The 18,747-nt window shown below is 74.3% G+C and carries 14 protein-coding genes and 1 pseudogene; 12 read left to right on the top strand and 3 right to left on the bottom strand.

Going from position 1 to position 18,747, the window contains the following annotated elements; genetic code table 11:
- The first annotated feature begins 37 nt into the window (after positions 1–37).
- From OG689_RS16750 to OG689_RS16725, 6 genes are all read left to right on the top strand, one after another.
- Positions 38–688 carry a PadR family transcriptional regulator gene (locus OG689_RS16750; RefSeq protein WP_266321274.1) on the top strand — a complete coding sequence of 217 codons (651 nt, stop codon included), beginning with the start codon at positions 38–40 and terminating at the stop codon, positions 686–688.
- 344 nt (positions 689–1,032) lie between these two features.
- Positions 1,033–1,803 (top strand): ABC transporter ATP-binding protein, encoded by a 771-nt coding sequence (locus OG689_RS16745; protein WP_266321272.1) that lies wholly within the window; start codon positions 1,033–1,035, stop codon positions 1,801–1,803.
- On the top strand, positions 1,800–4,847 hold the full coding sequence (locus tag OG689_RS16740; RefSeq protein WP_266321270.1) for an FtsX-like permease family protein: 3,048 nt from the start codon (positions 1,800–1,802) through the stop codon (positions 4,845–4,847). The genes OG689_RS16745 and OG689_RS16740 overlap by 4 nt, the downstream gene beginning before the upstream one ends.
- Positions 4,848–4,982: 135 nt before the next feature.
- Positions 4,983–6,395, top strand: coding sequence for a dipeptidase (locus OG689_RS16735; protein ID WP_266321268.1), 1,413 nt, complete (start codon positions 4,983–4,985; stop codon positions 6,393–6,395).
- A gap of 38 nt (positions 6,396–6,433) precedes the next feature.
- Positions 6,434–7,375 (top strand): NAD(+) diphosphatase, encoded by a 942-nt coding sequence (gene nudC / locus OG689_RS16730; protein ID WP_266321266.1) that lies wholly within the window; start codon positions 6,434–6,436, stop codon positions 7,373–7,375.
- 373 nt (positions 7,376–7,748) lie between these two features.
- Positions 7,749–8,618 carry a GntR family transcriptional regulator gene (locus OG689_RS16725; RefSeq protein WP_266321264.1) on the top strand — a complete coding sequence of 290 codons (870 nt, stop codon included), beginning with the start codon at positions 7,749–7,751 and terminating at the stop codon, positions 8,616–8,618.
- A 123-nt stretch (positions 8,619–8,741) separates the two neighbouring features.
- On the opposite strand, the gene OG689_RS16720 is transcribed toward OG689_RS16725, so the two are convergent.
- Entirely contained in the window at positions 8,742–8,999 is a 258-nt protein-coding gene (locus tag OG689_RS16720) for a mycoredoxin (protein WP_266321263.1), read from the bottom strand.
- 244 nt (positions 9,000–9,243) lie between these two features.
- On the opposite strand from OG689_RS16720, the gene OG689_RS16715 reads away from it, so the two are divergent.
- The 4 genes and pseudogenes from OG689_RS16715 to OG689_RS16700 all read left to right on the top strand — a co-directional run bounded on the left by OG689_RS16715 (position 9,244) and on the right by OG689_RS16700 (position 13,133).
- Positions 9,244–11,493, top strand: a complete 2,250-nt coding sequence (locus tag OG689_RS16715; protein ID WP_266321262.1) for an ATP-dependent DNA helicase UvrD2 — start codon at positions 9,244–9,246, stop codon at positions 11,491–11,493.
- Between the two features lie 264 nt (positions 11,494–11,757).
- The gene (locus OG689_RS16710) at positions 11,758–12,201 is read left to right on the top strand and encodes a hypothetical protein (RefSeq protein WP_266321260.1); all 444 of its coding nucleotides are present in this window, start codon (positions 11,758–11,760) and stop codon (positions 12,199–12,201) included.
- 267 nt (positions 12,202–12,468) lie between these two features.
- Positions 12,469–12,738 (top strand): annotated as a pseudogene (locus OG689_RS16705) (WhiB family transcriptional regulator); the annotation flags it as partial.
- On the top strand, positions 12,735–13,133 hold the full coding sequence (locus OG689_RS16700) for a hypothetical protein (RefSeq protein ID WP_266321257.1): 399 nt from the start codon (positions 12,735–12,737) through the stop codon (positions 13,131–13,133). The pseudogene OG689_RS16705 and the gene OG689_RS16700, both read left to right, overlap by 4 nt.
- A gap of 103 nt (positions 13,134–13,236) precedes the next feature.
- Here OG689_RS16700 and OG689_RS16695 read toward each other — a convergent pair whose 3' ends face one another.
- Positions 13,237–14,607 (bottom strand): AarF/ABC1/UbiB kinase family protein, encoded by a 1,371-nt coding sequence (locus OG689_RS16695; RefSeq protein WP_266321255.1) that lies wholly within the window; start codon positions 14,605–14,607, stop codon positions 13,237–13,239.
- A 412-nt stretch (positions 14,608–15,019) separates the two neighbouring features.
- A complete protein-coding gene (locus tag OG689_RS16690) occupies positions 15,020–16,111 on the bottom strand; it encodes a ThiF family adenylyltransferase (protein ID WP_266321254.1) in 1,092 nt (363 codons plus the stop codon).
- 460 nt (positions 16,112–16,571) lie between these two features.
- Here OG689_RS16690 and OG689_RS16685 point away from each other — a divergent pair, with 460 nt between their 5' ends.
- Together OG689_RS16685 and OG689_RS16680 are read left to right on the top strand one after the other, a co-directional pair.
- On the top strand, positions 16,572–17,237 hold the full coding sequence (locus OG689_RS16685; protein WP_266327201.1) for a M48 family metallopeptidase: 666 nt from the start codon (positions 16,572–16,574) through the stop codon (positions 17,235–17,237).
- A gap of 121 nt (positions 17,238–17,358) precedes the next feature.
- On the top strand, positions 17,359–18,714 hold the full coding sequence (locus OG689_RS16680) for a TerD family protein (protein ID WP_266321252.1): 1,356 nt from the start codon (positions 17,359–17,361) through the stop codon (positions 18,712–18,714).
- Positions 18,715–18,747: the final 33 nt, after the last annotated feature.

Genomic DNA, 18,747 nt, shown 5'->3' with positions numbered 1-18,747 from the left:
TTGAGTGCGAAGGGCATACCGGGTATACATACTCGGTATGTCCATTCGTCACGGTCTGCTGGCCCTGCTCGACCAAGGCCCCCGCTACGGCTACCAGCTGCGCGCCGAGTTCGAGGCCCGTACCGGATCGACCTGGCCGCTCAACGTCGGGCAGGTCTACACCACGCTCGGACGTCTGGAACGCGACGGCCTGGTGGTACCCGCCGGAGAGGACGAGGAGGGCCACCAGTTCTACGCCGTCACCGAGGAGGGACGCGCGGAACTGCGCAACTGGTTCGACACCCCGGTGCCCCGGACCAACCCGCCCCGCGACGAACTGGCGATCAAGCTGGCCATGGCGGTGACCGTCCCGGGGGTGGACGTGCCCGCCGTCGTCCAGAGCCAGCGTCGGCACAGCATCAAGGCACTCCAGGACTACACCCGCCTCAAGGGCCGCGCACTGGCCGGCGAGAGCGGGCCGAAGGCCGGCCGTGACGACGGCTCCGACCTCGCCTGGCTGCTCGTCCTCGACCAGCTGATCTTCCAGGCCGAGGCCGAGGTGCGCTGGCTCGACCACTGCGAGACCCGCCTCGCCCAGCACGCCGAGGCCCGCGCCGCGCGGCCGGCGCCCGACGAACCCCGCACCGGGCCGGAGCCGGCCAAGGAGGCCCCGCCGGCCCGCACCGGTCGACGGGTCTTCAGAGGCTGACCCCGCCCCACCCCGAACCGACACCACCGCCCGGACCGACACCGGGACCGACACCACCACCGGACCGGCCACCGGTGCCCCGGCCCTGCCTCCGGGCGCCCCGACCGCGACCGCCGCGCCGGGCACCGGCCGCCCGCGCACCGGGCCGAGCCCGTCGCCCTTCCGCCCGCCCGCCGGGCCGCCCCGACCTCCGCCGACCTGCCGCCCCGCCGCGGCCCGCGGAGCCGACCGGCGCCCGCGGCCACCCGACGTCACGAGCCGCGGCCCGGCCACACCTGGCCGGCGCGCTCCCACCGGCTCGAACCCGAGCCCGTACCCACAGCCCGACCCACGAGGGGGAAACAGTGAGCGATCCGACCAGGAACACGACGGGAGCGGTGCTCCACCTGGACCACGTCACCCGGGTGCACGGGCAGGGGGCCTCCGAGGTCCAGGCCCTGCGCGGGGTCGACCTCAAGGTGCACCCCGGCGAGTTCGTCGCCGTGATGGGGCCCTCCGGCTCCGGCAAGTCCACCCTGCTCACCCTGGCCGGCGGCCTGGACACCCCGACCGGCGGCCAGGTGCTGGTCGAGGGCGTCGCCCTCGGCGGGCTCTCCCGCAAGGACCTCGCCCGGGTGCGCCGCCGCTCCATCGGCTACGTCTTCCAGGACTACAACCTGATACCCGCGCTGACCGCCGCCGAGAACATCTCGCTGCCCCGCGAACTGGACGGCGTCTCCGGCCGGGCGGCCCGCCGCGAGGCGCTCGCCGCCCTGGAGGAGCTCGGCATCCCGGAGCTCGCCGACCGCTTCCCCGACGACATGTCCGGCGGCCAGCAGCAGCGGGTCGCGATCGCCCGCGCGCTGATCGGCGACCGCCGCCTCGTCCTCGCCGACGAGCCCACCGGCGCCCTCGACTCCACCACCGGCGAGTCGGTGCTCAGTGTGCTGCGGGCCCGCTGCGACGCCGGCGCCGCCGCCATGATGGTCACCCACGAGGCCCGGCACGCCGCCTGGGCCGACCGCGTGGTCTTCCTGCGGGACGGCCGGATGGTCGACGAGAGCGTCAGCCAGGACGCCGCCAGCCTGCTGGTCTCCGCCGCGACCAACAGCGTGAAGGGCCCGGTGCAAGAGTGAAGCTCACCGCCTGGCGGGTGGCCCTGCGCATCGCCCGCCGCGACGCCCTGCGCGCCAAGGGCCGCAGCGCCCTGGTCGTCGCGATGGTCGCCCTGCCCGTCCTCGGCGTGGCCGGGGCCGACATCGTCTTTCGCAGCAGCCAGCTGGACCCGGTGGAGCAGGTGGTCCGCACCATGGGCCGGGCCGACGCCGAGATCCGGCTGTCCGGCGCCGGCACGACGGTGCTCCAGGCGCCCGACCCCCGCGACGGCAGCTCGTCGGACGGACCGGAGCAGGGCAAGCAGCCCACCGCGGAGCAGAAGCGCAGTCTGGAGACCCTGCCCGCCACCCTGGTCCGCGAGCTGCTGCCGGCCGGCAGCACCTTGATCCCGGTCACCGAAGGCCCGTTCACCTCCACCACCAGCGCCGAGGGCCTGCTCCAGGTGCAGACCGGCGAGGCCGACCTGGCCGACCCGGTCTGGCGGGGCCGGGTCACCGTGCTGGAGGGCCGGGTGCCCGCCGCCTCCCACGAGATCGCGGCGACCCGCGACTTCCTGGACCGCGCGCACCTGAAGATCGGCGACCGCACCAGCCCGCGCGGGCTGGAACAGACGCCGTACACCATCACCGCCGCCGTCGAGTACCCGGGCGAGCTGCACAGCGCCGTCCTGATCGGCCGCCCCGGCGAGCTGGTGGCACCGCTGGCCGCCGTGCCCGGCACCCGCCAGAACACCAGGAGCGGCGCCGTCGAGCCGGACCAGCACTGGTTGGTGAAGCTGCCGCAGGGCGCGGTGCTCGACTGGCCGAAGGTCATGGAGCTCAACAAGTACGGCTTCACGGCCGCCTCGCGCAGCGTCCTGCTGGACCAGCCGCCCCGCTCCGAGGTGCCCTACTACGTCGAGCTGGACCGGCGCGGCGCCGGCTCGGGCAACTACTTCGACCGGACGGCCGTGGTCATCCTGGCCACCGTCGCGGGCATGGCACTGCTGGAGATCGTGCTGCTCGCGGGCCCCGCCTTCGCCGTCGGGGCCAGGCGCTCCCGGCGGCAGCTCGGCCTGCTCGCGGCCGGCGGCGGTGAGCGCGCGCACATCCGCTCGGTGGTGCTGGGCGGCGGTGTCGTCCTCGGCGTCACCGGCGCCGCGGCCGGTCTGGTGGTCGCCGTCGGCCTGGTCGCCGCGCTGCGCCCGTGGGCGGAGCAGTACGCCGGGGAGCGTTTCGGGCACTTCGACCTCCAACCGCTCGACCTGCTCGGGGTGATGGGCATCGGGCTGGTCACCGGGCTGCTCGCCGCGGTCGTGCCGGCCGTCCAGGCCTCCCGGCAGGACGTGGTCTCGGCGCTCACCGGCCGCGGCTCGGTCAAGCCGCCGAGCAAGCGGCTGGCGGCGCTCGGCCTGCTGATGCTGGCGGGCGGCGCCGCGCTGGCCCTGCTCGGATCGACGGCCGGCGTCGGCAGCCGCAGCCTGGCCGTGCTCGGCGGCTCGATGATCGCCGAACTCGGCATGGTCGCCCTCGCCCCGATGCTGGTCGGCCTCTTCGGCCGGCTCGGCGGCCGGCTGCCGCTCGGGCCGCGGCTCGCGCTGCGCGACTCGGTGCGCCACCGCGGCCGGACCGCGCCCGCCGTGGCCGCCGTGATGGCGGCGGTGGCCGGGTCGGTGGCGGTCGGCGTCTACTCGGCGAGCAGCGACGAGCAGAACCGGCGGGAGTACGTCGCCTCGGCGCCGGCCGGGGCGGTCACGCTGGCCGGCGGCTGGGGGCCGGCCGGCGACGGCAAGCTGCTGCCCCAGCTGCGGACGGCCGTCGACCACAACCTCGGCGCGCTCGGGCCGCGGGCCGACGTCCAGCGGGTCAACTACATGGGCGACTGCCAGGCGGCCATGAAGGGCGGCTGCGGCAACGTCGACGTGTCGACGCCCAAGGAGCGCCGCTGCCCGGCCGACGACCTCTACGCGGCGCCCGCGAGCACGCCGGAGCAGTTCCGGGAACTGCGCAAGGACCCGCGCTGCAAGCAGGACGCCACGAGCTTCCGGGGCGGGGCGTTCGGGTCGCTCCAGGTGGGTGACAGCACGCTGCTGCACAACTACTTCGGGATCCACGAACAGGCCGCCGAGCAGGCCCTGGCGGCGGGCAAGGCGCTGGTCTTCGACCCGAAGTACCTCAAGGACGGCAAGATCACGCTGGATCTGACCGAGCCGTACCAGGACGAGTCGGCCGGCCCGTCCGCGGCGCCGTCGTCCGCGGCTCCGTCGGCCACGCAGTCCCCGGGCGCGACCCCGTCGGCGGGCCCGTCCACGTCCGTGTCGCCGTCCGCGTCCGCGTCCGCGTCCGCGTCCTCGTCCGCCGCGCCCGCGGCCGGCCTGCCGATCGCCGGCCGGCCGACCGACGGCGGGGGCCCCTCGCACCGGCCGGCCGTCCACCAGGTCACCGTGGACGCCGTGCTGGTGACCGTGCCGCTGCCGGTCACCTGGAGCCGGGCCGTGATCGCTCCGCAGGTGGTCCAGCGGCTCGGCCTGACCAGCACCGACGCCGGCTCGGTCTGGCTCCCGGAGAAGCGGCCGGGCGACGCGTCCGAGCAGAAGACCCTGGCCGCCGTGGACCGGATCAGCGAGGGCGTCCAGTTCGAGGTCGAGCGCGGCTACCGGGCCCAGGGCGACCTGGCCACCCTGGCGCTCACCGGGTTCGCCGCACTGGTCGCGCTCGGCGCGGCCGGCATCGCCACCGGCCTGGCGGCGGCCGACTCCCAACGTGACCTCACCACGCTGGCGGCGGTCGGCGCGGCCCCGCGGATCCGCCGGACGCTCTCCGGCTTCCAGTGCGGGGTGATCGCGGCGATGGGCGCGGTGCTGGGGACGATCTGCGGGGTGGTGCCCGCGGTGGCCCTGCGCAAGGTGGAGGGGGTGGCCACCCCGTACCCGGGGATGGGCCCGGAGGAGGCCGTCGACCGGACGGTGGTGGTCTTCCCGTGGATGACCATGGGAATCACCCTGGTGGTGCTGCCGCTCGTCGCGGTGGCGCTGGCCGCGCTGCTGACCCGCTCCCGGATCGCCCTGCTGCGGACCAGCGGCTGAGCGACCCCGCCCGCACCGCCTCCGTCACCTCCCCGCCGTCCGCGGCCGGGAGGTGACGGAGGTTACAGGCCCCGCGCCGCCCAGCGAGCGGACGGCCGGGGCGAGCACCCGCACGGGCGAACTAAAGTCGTCCGTATGACGAGAACTCCGGACAGCGTCGTCCGTACCTTCATCGAGCAGCACGAGAGCGCCTTCCTGGCGGATCTCGCCGACTGGCTCGCCATTCCGTCCGTCTCCGCCGACCCGGGCCGCTCCGGCGAGGTCCGCCGCTCCGCCGAGTGGCTGGTGGACAAGCTGCGGGAGACCGGCTTCCCGGTGGCGGAGGTCTGGGAGACCGACGGCCTGCCGGCGGTGTTCGCCGAGTGGCCGTCCGGGGACTCGTCCGCGCCCACCGTTCTCGTCTACGGCCACCACGACGTCCAGCCCGCCGCCAAGGAGGACGGCTGGGCGACCGAGCCGTTCACCCCGACCGTGGTCGGCCGCCGGCTGTTCGCCCGCGGCGCCGCCGACGACAAGGGTCAGGTCTTCTTCCACACCCTGGGGGTGCGCGCGCACCTGGCCGCGACCGGCCGCACCGCGCCCGCCGTCAACCTCAAGCTGCTGATCGAGGGCGAGGAGGAGTCCGGCTCGCCGCACTTCGCCGACCTGGTCCGGCGGGAGGCGGGGCGCCTCGCCTCGGACGTGGTGATCATCTCGGACACCGGGATGTGGTCCGAGGACACCCCGACCGTCTGCACCGGCATGCGCGGCCTGGCCGACGCCCAGATCGACCTGTTCGGGCCGGACACCGACATCCACTCCGGCTCCTTCGGCGGAGCCGTCCCGAACCCGGCCTCGGTCGCCGCCGAGCTGGCGGCCGCGCTGCACGACGCGGACCGCCGGGTGGACGTCCCGGGCTTCTACGACGGCATCGTCGAGCTGACCGACCGTGAGCGCGAGCTCTTCGCCGAGCTGCCCTTCGACGAGGCGCAGTGGCTGCGGGTCGCCAGGTCGTACGGGACGCAGGGCGAGGCCGGCTACAGCACCCTGGAGCGGGTCTGGGCCCGGCCGACCGCCGAGGTGAACGGCATCTGGGGCGGTTACACCGGCCCCGGCGGAAAGACCGTCGTGCCGGCCTCGGCGCACCTCAAGCTCTCCTTCCGGCTGGTCGCCGGACAGGAGATCGAGAAGATCCGCGAGGCCGTCCGGGCGTGGGTGGCGGCCCGGGTGCCCGACGGCATCCGGTACGAGCTGGTCTTCCCCGGCGCGACCCGGCCCTGCCTGACCCCCTTGGACCACCCGGCGCTGCAGTCCACCGTCCGGGCGATGGGGCGGGCCTTCGAGAAGAAGATCCTCTTCACCCGCGAGGGCGGTTCCGGGCCGGCCGCCGACCTGCAGGACGTGCTCGGCGCGCCGGTGCTCTTCCTCGGCATCTCGGTGCCCTCGGACGGCTGGCACTCCGTCAACGAGAAGGTCGAGCTGGACCTGCTGCGCAAGGGTGTGGAGGCCACCGCCTACCTGTGGGGCGACCTGGCGGAGACCTGGCGGCCGGGCGGCGAGAGCGAGTGACGGACCTGACGATTCTTCACGTGGGGATGGAACCTTAAGTGAGCACCGTGCCTGAGACCGAACGTCCGAAGGCCCTCGCCCTGGCCAGGGCCGGTGTCGACCGTGCCGCGCAGCACCGGGTCGACGAGCCCTGGCTCGCGGCGGCCTGGAGCCACCCCACCACCAAGGTGCTGCCGATCGCCGGCGGCGAGGCCTTCGTGGTGGACACCGAGGAGGGCACCGAGCTGGTGCTGCTGCCCTCCTTCGAGGCGCCGCAGAACGGCGACCGCTACTTCCTCGGCACCGACGACGACGGCGTCTCCTACTTCGCGCTGACCGGCGAGACCCTGCCGGGCCGCCTCGACGGCGACGCCCGGCCGGCCGGACTGCGCGAGGTGGGGGCGATGCTCTCCGACCGCGACGCCGGGCTGCTGGTGCACGCGGTCGCGCTGGAGCACTGGCACCGCCTGCACAGCTTCTGCTCGCGCTGCGGCCACCCGACCGAGAAGGCCGGGGCCGGTCACCTGCGGCGCTGCACCTCCTGCGCGGCGGAGCACTACCCGCGCACCGACCCGGCGGTGATCATGATGATCACCGACGAGCAGGACCGCTGCCTGCTGGGCCGGCAGGCGATCTGGCCGGAGGGCCGCTGGTCGACCCTGGCCGGTTTCGTCGAGCCCGGCGAGTCGATCGAGGCGGCGGTCGCCCGGGAGGTCTTCGAGGAGGCGGGTGTCCGGGTCGCCGAGGTCTCGTACGTGGCGAGCCAGCCGTGGCCGTTCCCGAGCAGCCTGATGCTGGGCTTCATGGGGAAGGCCGATCCGGCCGGCACCGCGATCACGGTGGACGGCGAGGAGCTGGCCGAGGCGCGCTGGGTCTCCCGCGAGGAGCTGCGGGCCGGCATGGCGTCGGGGGAGATCCTGCCGCCGTCGGGGATCTCGATCGCCCGGCACCTGGTCGAGCTCTGGTACGGCGAGCCGCTCCCGGCGGCCGCGCGCTGGTAGTCACGACCCGCCGGCAGCGGCGGCGGTATCGCGCCTTCGGTTGTCCACGAAGGGGCGCATGATTGGAAATAGGGGCGCGTGGCTATGGCCAGAGCGCCCCTATTTCCTGCCCGCTTTCCGGGCCGGCGGGGAAGGGCCGCCGCCCGGTCCGGCCGGTCCGGGGTACGGCACAGGTCACCGCCCCGCCGCCGCTGCCCCGGCCCACACCGGCCGGGACACCGGAAATGCCGGCGCAATCACCCCGGCGGTGTTCCGGAGGCCGTCCGACCGGTTCTGCCCGGCCCGGCCGGGAGCAATCGGGGAATCCTCCGGATCGGCCGGTTCCGGCGGGTTCGGCTGAAATCGACGAAGCCCGATCGCTACATTCACTTGGGTGACAATCCCACGGGGCAGTGCCCAATCCCCCAAGTACCAGAGGCTCGCGGCGGACCTGCGCCGCCGGATCGCCGCCGGCGAGTTCACCGCCGACGACCCCCTGCCGGTCGAGGGCGAGCTGGAGAAGCAGTACGGGGTGGCCCGCAACACCGTCCGGCTGGCGGTGGACGTGCTGGTCAACGAGGGCCGGCTGGTCCGGCTCCAGGGCAAGGGCACCTACCTGCGGGAGCACCCCGTGCTGGACCACCGCGCGTACGGGCCCAGCCTGCTGCCCGGGCAGCGGGACTGCCTGGCCGCGCCCACCGACATCTACACGAAAGAGGCCGTCGAGGCGGGCCGGGAGTTGACGTCCGACTTCGAGATGCTGATCGTCCGGGCCCGGGTGGACATCGCCGAACGGCTCGGACTGCGGCCGGGCGAGGCGATCGTGGTGCGCCGCCAGCTGCGGATGCTGGACCGGGAGCCCTACTCGATCGAGGAGAGCCACTACCGCGCCGGACTGGCCGCCGGCACCCCGCTGATGGAGCCCGACCAGGTCGAGGGCGGGGACGAGGCGGTGCTCGCCGCGCTCGGCCGCACCGAGATCGGCGCGGTGGACCACATGGTCGCGCGGATGCCCGGGCCGGAGGAGGCCCAGTGGTTCCAGGGCGGCCCCGGGGTGCCCCTGGTGGTGCAGACCCGGGTCACCTACGACCGGCGCGGGCCGGTCCGGGTGATCGAGACGCGCTACTCGGCGGACCGCTGCCGGCTGGTCTACGGCATCGGCGACCTCGGGGCGCGGACCACGCTGCCCGCGCCGGCCACGCCGGTCGACACCGCCCGGACGGAGCTGCGCGCGGCCGACAGCGTCCGCGCGGACGTCTCCTGACCCCGCCCTGAGGGAGGGCGCCGCCGACGGCCGGGCACGAGCCCCGCGCAGGGGCGAGCCCGGGCGGACGGGTGGGGGCCCCGCGGTCAGGGACCGCGGGGCCCCCACCCGTCCGGGAGCGGCTCAGCCCGCCAGCGCGGCCTGGACCTGACGCAGGCTCGGGTTGGTCATCACGATCTGCTCGCCACCGCCGGCCGGGGTCACCAGCACCGTCGGGACCACCTGGTTGCCGTTGTTCACCGACTCGACGAAGGTCGCCGACGCCGGGTCGTCCTCGATGTTGATCTCGGTGTAGCCGATCCCCTCGCGCTGCAGCTGGCCCTTGAGCCGGGTGCAGTACCCGCACCAGGTCGTGCTGTACATCGTGACGCTGCCGGACATCGGTGGGGTCTCCTTCGGGAGGGGGCGTGCGGTCTCCGGAGTGAACGCACGGCACGACTCGGTCATTCCGCGTGCGCCGGGCGTGACCGCGAGTACGCGCGCCGGGCGGCGAAGGGATCATCCTCCGGTCGTACCAGGTCTGTGGACAACTTTCCGCCGCTGTCACCCCGCCCTGCCAGGATGTCCGGACCGTTCGCACCCGCGACCGGCCGTAAGCCCCCGCCGGGCTGAGAGGATGGACTGCATGCAGGAAGACCTCTTGAGCGGCAGCCCGTACGACGACGACCGCCCGGCCCCCGTCGGCGCCGACGCCGTGCTGGCCGGGCTCGACCCGGAGCAGCGGGCCGTCGCCACCGCCCTGCACGGCCCGGTCTGCGTCCTGGCCGGCGCCGGGACGGGCAAGACCCGGGCCATCACCCACCGGATCGCCTACGGCGTGCGCAGCGGCGTCTACCAGCCGCAGCAGGTGCTCGCCGTCACCTTCACCGCCCGCGCCGCCGGCGAGATGCGCGGCCGGCTGCGCGAGCTCGGCGCCGAGGGCGTCCAGGCCCGGACCTTCCACTCGGCCGCGCTGCGCCAGCTCCAGTACTTCTGGCCGCGCGCGATCGGCGGCGTGGTGCCCCGGCTGCTGGAGCGCAAGGTCCAGCTGGTCGCGGAGGCGGCCGGGCGCTGCGGCCTGCGGGTCCAGCGCACCGAGCTGCGCGACCTCACCGGCGAGATCGAGTGGGCCAAGGTCACCCAGATCGTCCCCGACGACTACGCGGCCGCCGTCCTCAAGGCCGGCCGCGAGGCCCCGCGCGACCCGGCCGAGATCGCCCGGGTCTACGCCACCTACGAGCAGACCAAGCGCGAGCGGGACGTCATGGACTTCGAGGACGTCCTGCTGCTGACCGCCGCGATCCTGGAGGAGCGCCCGGAGATCGCCGACCGGGTCCGCGCCCAGTACCGGCACTTCACGGTGGACGAGTACCAGGACGTCTCCCCGCTCCAGCAGCGCCTGCTCGACCAGTGGACCGGCCCGGGCGCCAGTCTCTGCGTGGTCGGCGACGCCAGCCAGACCATCTACTCCTTCACCGGCGCCACCCCCGACTACCTGCTGAACTTCCGCACCCGCCACCCCGAGGCCACGGTGGTGAAGCTGGTCCGCGACTACCGCTCCACCCCGCAGGTGGTGCACCTCGCCAACGGCCTGCTGGCCCAGGCCAAGGGCCAGGCCGCCCAGCACCGGCTGGAACTGGTCTCGCAGCGCGAGGCCGGCCCGGAGCCGGTCTACGTGGAGTACGCGGACGAGCCCACCGAGGCCGAGAGCACCGCGCACCGGATCAAGGACCTGCTGGCCCTGCCCGCCGAGCGCGGCGGCTGCCGGGCCAGCGAGATCGCGGTGCTGTTCCGTACCAACGGCATGTCCGAGGTCTACGAGCAGGCGCTGGCCGACCTCGGCATCTCGTACCAGCTGAAGGGCGCCGAGCGGTTCTTCGAGCGGCCCGAGGTCCGGGAGGCCGGGGTCCTGCTGAAGGGCGCCGCCCGGGCCGGCTCCGACCCGCTCACCGCCGACGCACCCGACCTGGCCTCGCAGGTCCGCGCGGTGCTGGCCACCCGGGGCTTCACCGCGACCCCGCCGGGCGGCTCCGGCGCGGTCCGCGAGCGCTGGGAGTCGCTGGCCGCGCTGGTCCGGCTCGCCGAGGAGTTCGAGGCGGCCCGGCACAAGGCCGGCGAGAGCGGCGACCTGAGCGCCTACGTGGCCGAGCTGGACGCCCGGGCGGCCGCCCAGCACGCCCCGGCGGTCGAAGGTGTCACCCTGGCCTCGCTGCACGCCGCCAAGGGCCTGGAATGGGACGCCGTCTTCCTGGTCGGCCTCACCGAGGGCACCATGCCGATCATCTACGCCAAGACCGACGAGCAGGTGGAGGAGGAGCGCCGGCTGCTCTACGTGGGGGTCACCCGGGCCCGGCGCAACCTCTCCCTCTCCTGGTCCCTCTCCCGGTCCCCGGGCGGCCGGGCCAGCCGCAAGCCCACCCGGTTCCTGGACGGGCTGCGCCCCGGTTCGGGCGCGCCCGGCTCGCGCTCCGGCGCCCGGGGCGGGCGCGGTGGTGTCGAGTTCGGCGAGGGGCGCCCGGCGGCCCGCAAGGCGCGCGGTCCGGTCAAGTGCCGCGTCTGCGACCGCACCCTGACCGAGGCCGTCGAGCGCAAGCTGCGCCGCTGCGAGAGCTGCCCGTCCTCGATGGACGAGGCCCTGTTCGAGCGGCTGCGCGAATGGCGGGCCGGCCAGGCCAGGAAGCAGGGCGCGCCGGCCTACGTGGTCTTCACCGACGCCACCCTGATGGCCATCGCCGAGGACGTGCCCGCCAACGAGCGCGAGCTGGCCGTCATCTCGGGCGTGGGCGCCATGAAGCTGGACAAGTACGGGGCCGCCGTGCTCTCGTTGTGTGCGGGGGAAGAGCCCGAGGCAGACTCGGAAGAGGCTCCGGACGACACGTCGGACGAGCCGGCCTGAGCCGCTTGCGGCGGGCACTTCAAAACTCGCCGGAAAAATAGTTTGCGCGCCGTGCATGGAGCGCAATAGCCTGCCGGAGCGGTCAAGGGGACGAGACCGCGAGCCGTACGGGGTCACTCCTGAAACGGCCTTCCCCTGCGTGTCACGCGTATCACCGCGCGTCACCACAAGCCTTGCCGAGAAGAAGCTTCACCGAGACAGACATCCGAACAGCCGGAGCCCGGGGAACTGGGCACCGCGAGACGCCGAGAGGAGGCGAAGACAGTGGAAACCAAGACGATGATCACCAAACTGACTGGCCAGACCGTCACCGCTGCCTCCCTGTGCGTTGCCCCCGAGCGGGCTCTTGCCTCGCTTGCCGCGGCCGGTCTGGGTCTCGACACCACCGTTGTCTCCGTCGTGCCCGTTGTCAGTGCCCTTGGGAACACTGGCGGCAGCACGGGAGCCGGCGCCGTCGAGACGGGTCTGTCCCGTGACTGGGCGATGGACGCCATGTCCCGCGAACTGCGTGACGAGCGACCGACCCAGGCACCGAAGGCAGCAGTAGCAGCCGCCAAGCATGGCGACTATGCGCAGGTCATCGGTGCCGGAATCACCCAGAAGCAGAACGAGCAGCTGATCAACCAGGCCAAGGCCGCCTTTATCGGCGCCTCGGTCATCCGGAGCAGGGCCTTCCGCGGGCCTGAACCCTGGAGAGAACGCACCTGAGTCAGCATCAGGTCGGCACCCTCCAGGGCCGCGGAACCCGTACACCGGGATCCGCGGCCCTTCTGTTTTGTCCGGTACGTAAGACCACCCAGGCCCCCCGGGGCCTCCGGTTCGGCCCCACCAGCCAGCTGAACCGGACCCACTGAAAAGACGAGGAAGACGCCCACAGTGTCCACGGTCATCACACCGCCCCTCCCGTCCGTACCGACGACAGACCAGATCACCAAGGCCGACCAGGCCGACCCCCCGGAGGTATCTCTCATGCAGCTCACCGCGATCGACGACGCCGAGGCCCTGGGCCTTCCCATCCCGTGCCGCGCCTTCGACCCGGAGGTCTTCTTCGCCGAGACCCCGGCGGACGTCGAGTACGCGAAGTCCCTCTGTGGGACCTGCCCGGTCAAGGAGGCCTGCCTGGCCGGTGCGCTGGAGCGTCGCGAGCCGTGGGGCGTCTGGGGCGGCGAGCTCTTCGTCCAGGGTGTCGTCGTGGCCCGGAAGCGTCCCCGTGGCCGTCCGCGCAAGACCGAGGCCGTCGCGTGAACCCCGCGCTCGGTGCCGAGGCCGTCCGCCGGGGAGAGCAGCCCCCGCTGGACAGCGCCCTGCGCCACTCCGTACGCCTCGCCGCCGCCAAGGCGGACGCAGCCCGCAGCATCCCCTTTCCGAGCCCGCACCACGAGCAGGACCACCACATGACCGCCGCCGCCGTCGATCCCACCGTCCGCGCAGAGCAGACCACCGAACTTCAGATCCAGAACAGGACCCTTGAGATGCAACTCCTCCACGAATCCCTGGCTCGTGCCCATATGCAGGAACGCCTCCAGGAAGCCGAGCACGAACGCCTCGGCCTACGGGTCGTCAGGGCCCAGAAGCTCATGCGGAAGGCCGAGCGGGCCTCCCTGCGGGCCCGCAAGGCCCTGGCCCTCGCGGTGATGTGACCGCAGGCCCGTAGCGTTCCACCCCGTCATGCCGATGGCCGCTCCCCCGAACGAGGGGGAGCGGCCATCGCCGTGCGCGCCGGCCGTCGGGCCGGACGGCGGGTCAGCGCTTCTTCAGCACGTCCGCGGTGGTGCCCGGCGCCGTCGCCGGGGCGAAGCCGGGCAGCCACTCCAGCATCTCGGCACGGAACGGCGCGTTGGCACCGAGCTGGCAGAGCACCCCGATGGTGCTCAGCGTCACCCGGTGGATCAGCAGGTACGAGGGCGGCAGGTTGAGTTGCTTGCCGAGGTTGTAGGCGGGGGAGCGCGGGTCGGCGATCCGGGCCGCCTGGGAGCGCATCCAGGCCCGGGTGAAGTGGAAGGTCTCCACGGTGGCCGGCTCGATGATCGGCAGCAGGTAGTCCAGCACCGCGTCCGGGTCGAGCCGGATCGAGGGCTTGACGAAGCCCTCCTCGCTGAGCATGTCCAGCACGCCCGCGGCGTCGCCGGCCAGCGCCATCCGCAGCGAGTCCCCGATCGGGGAGGGCAGGCCGCCGGGCAGGCGGTCGACGGTGCCGAAGTCGAGCACCCCGAGCCGCCAGGTGTCGGCCGGGCCGTCGTCCTTGAGCAGCCGGAAGTTGCCCGGGTGCGGGTCGGCGTGCAGCAGGCCGGTGCGGGACGGCCCGGCGAACAGGAAGCGGGCGAGCAGGTGGCCGGCCCGGTCGCGCTCCTCCTGGGTGCCGCCCGCGATCACCTCGGCGAGCGGGGTGCCGCCCATCCATTCGGTGACCAGGACCTGGTCGGCCTGGGCCACCACTCCGGGGACGACGATGTCCGGGTCGCCGGCGAACTCCGCCGCGTGCCGGCCCTGGGCCTGCGCCTCCAGCTCGTAGTCGAGCTCCTCGGCGACCCGCTCGCGCAGTTCGGTGATCAGCGGCTTGATGTCGAGCCCGGGGATGAGCGGGCCGAGCAGCCAGGCCACCCGGCTCAGTTGGGCGAGGTCCGCGAGCAGCGCCTCGCCGGCGCCGGGGTACTGGACCTTGACCGCGACCTCGCGGCCGTCGTGCCAGACCGCCCGGTGGACCTGCCCGATCGAGGCGGCGGCGGCCGGCTTGTCGTCGAAGCTCCGGAATCTCTCCCGCCAGTCCTTGCCGAGCCGCTCGGCGAGTGCGGTGTGCACCTTGGCGGCGGGCATCGGCGGCGCGGCGTCCTGAAGCTTCGTCAGGGCGGCCCGGTAGGGCCCGGCGACCTCCTCGGGCAGCGCGGCCTCGAAGACGGACAGCACCTGCCCGAACTTCATCGCCCCGCCTTTCAGCTCGCCAAGAACCTTGAAGAGCTGGTCGGCGGTGGCCTGCTGGAGTTCGGCGGTCACCACCTCGGCGGAGCGACCGCCGATCCGCCTGCCCAGGCCCAGCGTGGCCCGGCCGGCCATCCCCAGCGGCAGAGCTGCGAGCTTTGCCGTACGGGTCATTGCCTTGCGCGGAAGATCGCTCACCCGGGCCTCCCAGTCAGACGCCCCCGGCGGCCTTCGCGAGCTGCGGGGCCTGAGGGACGGCGGTCACTACGCCATTGTGCCCGCTCGGCGGGCGGGCCCGGCCGAATTGTGGATAGTGCGGGAGCGCTGACAGTACGGCACCGGCGGGCACCGCTCCGGGCCGGGTGGCGGGCCCGGAGGCCCGGCGCGCCGCGGCGGGCGGGTGGCCGTCGGCGTCGGGCCCGGACGGGTCGACCCGTCGGCCTCCGGGCGCCACCCGCCGGGCGCGCGGGCTCCCGGCCGGGGCCGTCGGCTGCCGGGCCGGCTCGGCGGGCGGCTGTTCCGGCCCCGGCCGGCCCGCGGCTGCTCCGGACCCGGCTCGTGGCGCTTCGGACCGGCCCGCCGTCGCTCCGGTCGGGGACCGGCCGCCGGTTCAGCGGTGCGCGGCCGGCTGCCAGAGGCAGCCGCAGTCGGGATGGCTCGGCAGGCGCAGCCGGCGGGCGAAGCCGTCGGCGGCCGAGATCTCGCACCAGCCGTCCACGCTGGGAGGGCGGGCGCCGTCGACGTGCAACTGGACGTGCAGGGCCGCCAGCCCGGCCACCGCGGTGGCGAGGGCGCTGTCGCAGGCGGGGGTGCGGGGCCGCCCGGGGCCGTCCTCGGCGAGCTGGGCGAGCAGCCGGGGCCAGGCGGCGTCCTCGTCGGTGCGGCCGAGGGCCAGGCAGCCGCCGCAGGCCGAGGCACCGGGCAGCACCAGGGGGCCGACCACCCCGAGGTGCTCCACGACGCCCACGTAGAGGTGCGGCACGCCGGCTCGCATCAGCCGCCGGGCCTCGACCGCGCCGCCGGCGAAGCCCCCGCTGCCGTCGCGAGGCGCCAGCACCACGAGCGCGGGCGGCGGGCCGCCGGCCCGGTCCCCGCGCGGGTGCCCGGCCGGCCGGCGGCCGGTGGCCCGGTCGACGGCGGCGCGGGCGGCGCTGGTCCGCAGCCGGCCGGCCTCGGTGGGCGGCAGGCCGGCGGGGGAGCAGTCCGCGGGGGTGACCCGGCCGGTGTCCAGCACGGTGACGGTCCCGATCCCGCCGGCCGCCAGGACGGCGGCGATCGCGCCGCCGACCCGGCCGGCTCCGCGCACCTCGACCCGGGCGCCGGCCCGGCCGCCCAGGACGGCCGGGCCGGCCCCGGGCTCGGGGTGCACCAGGGAGAGCGAGGCGAGGTCGGGGCCGAGCAGGTCGCGGTGCGGCTGCGGGTAGCGGGCCAGCGCCTCCCGGTCGGCCGCGGCGTCGTCGAGCAGGCCGGCCTTCTCCAGCGAGTCGAGGAGTTCGCCGGTCTGGTCCCGGCCGAGTCCGAGCCGTTCGCCGGCGTCCAGCAGATCCGGCCGCTCCCGGCTGCCGTCGAGCAGGCCGAGGAAGGAGCAGAAGGGCGCGTCGGCCTGTTCGACGACTCCGGCGTGGCGGTGGACGCTGCCGAACTGCAGGGTCTCGGTGTCCCGCCAGGTGCGGGAGAGGGCGGGCTTGAGCACCGGGCGCATGAGGTGTGCCTCCAGGTCGGATCCGGACAGCCGGCCGGGTCGGCGGCCGGCCCGGCCGCGTCGCGGCGGTGCTCCCCGACGAGGGGAGCTGCCCGCAGGATGCCGGATCGGCGGCGGGTCGCGCTCGGGGTTGTCCACAGCTCCGGGCCTATGATCGCAGGATTGCTTCGCATGCCCTGTGGATAACTTTCCGGTCCGTCCCGGCTCACGGTGATGTCATCCCCCGTAGGCCTTTCGTTCGCGATCACTCCATGAAACATTTCGGCCAAGGCACCGGGACTTCTGTCAGGGGTACCAGGTAACGTCGTCTGCCATGGCGGCCGAACGGGAACCCCATCCCCCGGCGTCGCGCAGGCGTGCCCGTGCAGCGTCCGGGTCGGGTGTCGCGGCGCCGAGCACGCGTGGGCGCCCGGAGCCGGCGGATTCCGTCGCCCCCTCGCAGCGCCGGCCGCCCGGGCAGCTGCAGGCCCAGCCGCCCGCGCAGCTCCAGCACCAGCCGCCCGCGCAGCACCAGCCCTCGGCCCAGGGATCCCGGCCGGACCAGTCGGCCGACCGCTCCCAGGTGGAGGTCCGTCGCAGCGCCCGGCGCAGCCGCACGGTCTCCGCCTACCGCGAGGGTGACCGCACCGTCGTCCTGATCCCGGCCCGGATGTCGGTCGCCGAGGAGCAGCGCTGGGTGGCCCAGATGCTCGACAAGCTGGCCGCCCAGGAGAGCCGCCGGGTGCTCGGCGACGACGCCCTGTCGACCCGGGCGCACGAGCTGTCCGCCGCCTACCTGGGTGGTCGGGCCCGGCCGCTGCAGGTCCGCTGGGTGACCAACCAGAACTCGCGCTGGGGCTCCTGCACGCCCAGCGAGCGGACCATCCGGCTCTCGCACCGGCTGCAGGGCATGCCCGAGTACGTCGTCGACTACGTGCTGTTGCACGAGCTGGCGCACCTGCTGGTCCCCGACCACGGTCCGGGGTTCTGGGCTCTGCTGGAGGCCTACCCGCGGACCGAGCGGGCCCGCGGGTACTTGGAGGGCGTGGCGTCGGCGGCCCGGCTGCCGCACATCCCCGGCGCCCGGGGCGACCGCCCGGCCGGGGCCCCGGCCCGCGAGCCGGCGCCCGACGAGTCCTGCGGGTAGTGCGCCCGCCGCACCGCGGCCGGGCCCGGAAAGCCGTGGGCCGGGCCTGCTGCCGACCGACCTCCCTGGGATAGGGTCACCGGAATCAGGCCGGCACACAGGGAGGGGCGTTCTCAGCGCCATGACCAGAGAACTCGCCAAGGCGTCCCGGATCCGGATCGGTGACCTCACTCCGGTGACCGACCTCTACCTGGGTGTCCGGCTGACCGCGCCCGGCCTGACGTTCGACATCAGCTGCTTCGGTCTGGACGCCGAGGAGCGGCTGAGCGACGACCGGTACTTCGTCTTCTTCAACCAGCCGGCCAGCCCCGAGAACGCGGTGCGGCTGCTGGGCGCCCAGCAGGACGACACCGAGTCCTTCCAGCTGGACCTGTCGGCGGTGCCGGAGAGCATCCACAAGCTCAGCCTGACCGCGACCATCGACGGTGACGGCCGGATGTCGCAGGTGAGCTCGGGCCACGTCCGGATCGTCGCGGGCGGCGCCGAGGTCGGCCGGTACTCCTTCACCGGCGCCGAGTTCAGCACCGAGCGCGCGGTGATGCTGGCCGACGTCTACCGGCGCGGCGGGGAGTGGCGGTTCGCCGCGGTCGGGCAGGGCTTCGACGGCGGGCTGCAGGCGCTGCTGGAGAACTTCGGCGGCGAGGTCCTGGAGGACGACCCGGCCCCCGCACCCGCCGTACCCGCACCCGAACCAGCACCCGCCGCACCCGCCGCGCCGACCCCCGCTCCGGTGCCGGCGCCCGTCGCCACCGTCCCCGTCGCCCCGCCGGCCACCGTGCAGATCCCGGCCCAGTCGCAGGCACCCGCCCAGGCCCCCGGCGTGAAGATCTCGCTGACCAAGTACGCCGAACTCCCCGAGCAGACCGGCTGGCTCAAGCAGAACGACAACCTGGTCCGCTTCACCCTCACCAAGGGCCAGGACGTGCTCGCCCTGCAGGGCAGCATGGTCGCCTACCAGGGCAAGGCGGACTTCGCCCACGAGAGCTCGGGTGTGCTCCGCAAGCTGACCGCCAACCTGACGGGCCAGCAGCTGAAGCTGATGCGGGTCTCCGGCGAGGGCCAGGTCTTCCTCGCGGACGAGGCGAGCCACCTGCACGTGGTCCGGCTGGAGGGCGACTCGTTCTGCGTCAGCTCGGACCGGGTACTGGCCTTCGACGCCGGCCTGGAGCACGAGGTGCGGCGGATCGAGGGCGAGGGGCTGCCGGGCGGCGGCTTCTTCACCCTCCAGTTCGGCGGACACGGCACGGTGGTGGTGAAGACCAACGGCATCCCGGTGGTGCTGCCGGTCACCCCGGCGCCGGAGACGTACGCGGACGTGCACGCCCTGGTGGCCTGGTCGAAGGGGTCCCAGGTGATCACCACGGCGCCGGTGCGGATCAGGCGCTCGGCCTACGCGGGCCACGCCGCGGAGTCGTACAGCCTGCAGTTCAGGGGCGGCCCCGGCAACTTCGTGGTCGTCCAGCCGTTCGAGGTCTGAGAGCCGGACGCGTCCGGGAGAGGTAGGCGGGTT

The sequence above is a fragment of the Kitasatospora sp. NBC_00240 genome (assembly GCF_026342405.1).
Taxonomy (GTDB): domain Bacteria; phylum Actinomycetota; class Actinomycetes; order Streptomycetales; family Streptomycetaceae; genus Kitasatospora.
The sequence above is the reverse complement of the archived record's forward strand: the minus strand, read 5'-3'. Positions and strand labels throughout refer to the sequence as shown.

Bases quoted from the DNA above. Each gene is read 5' to 3' on its own strand.
- OG689_RS16690 (WP_266321254.1), bottom strand. From the start codon at position 16,111: ATGCGCCCGGTGCTCAAGCCCGCCCTCTCCCGCACCTGGCGGGACACC.
- OG689_RS16735 (WP_266321268.1), top strand. From the start codon at position 4,983: ATGACGAGAACTCCGGACAGCGTCGTCCGTACCTTCATCGAGCAGCAC.
- OG689_RS16680 (WP_266321252.1), top strand. From the start codon at position 17,359: ATGACCAGAGAACTCGCCAAGGCGTCCCGGATCCGGATCGGTGACCTC.
- OG689_RS16750 (WP_266321274.1), top strand. From the start codon at position 38: ATGTCCATTCGTCACGGTCTGCTGGCCCTGCTCGACCAAGGCCCCCGC.
- OG689_RS16715 (WP_266321262.1), top strand. From the start codon at position 9,244: ATGCAGGAAGACCTCTTGAGCGGCAGCCCGTACGACGACGACCGCCCG.
- OG689_RS16720 (WP_266321263.1), bottom strand. From the start codon at position 8,999: ATGTCCGGCAGCGTCACGATGTACAGCACGACCTGGTGCGGGTACTGC.